Annotated in this window: 1 pseudogene; it reads left to right on the plus strand. The window is 68.2% G+C overall.

The features are described 5' to 3' along the window. Nucleotides 1-242: pseudogene (locus RTX98_RS07345) on the plus strand (ATP-binding protein); the annotation flags it as partial.

Here is a 242-nt window from a genome sequence, read left to right on the forward strand (position 1 = left end):
TTTGGCGCAGCTGTCGCGGCCCAAACCTGCGCCTGAACCTGTCGCCGAACCGGTGTTCGCGATCATCGACGAGGCCGAGCGTGAGGCCGGCATCGATACGGTGCTGCGCGAGATCATCGAAGACCCGGATGCCGCCTTCCGCTCCGATGCCGTGCTGTATCAGGATTTCCTCGTGCGCTGCCGCATTCGGCGGGTGCCCGGGGAGCCGCTGCCGCTGTCGGGCTTTCGCCGCCGGCTTGCCG

The organism is Tianweitania sp. (genome assembly GCF_032053605.1).
GTDB lineage: Bacteria > Pseudomonadota > Alphaproteobacteria > Rhizobiales > Rhizobiaceae > Tianweitania.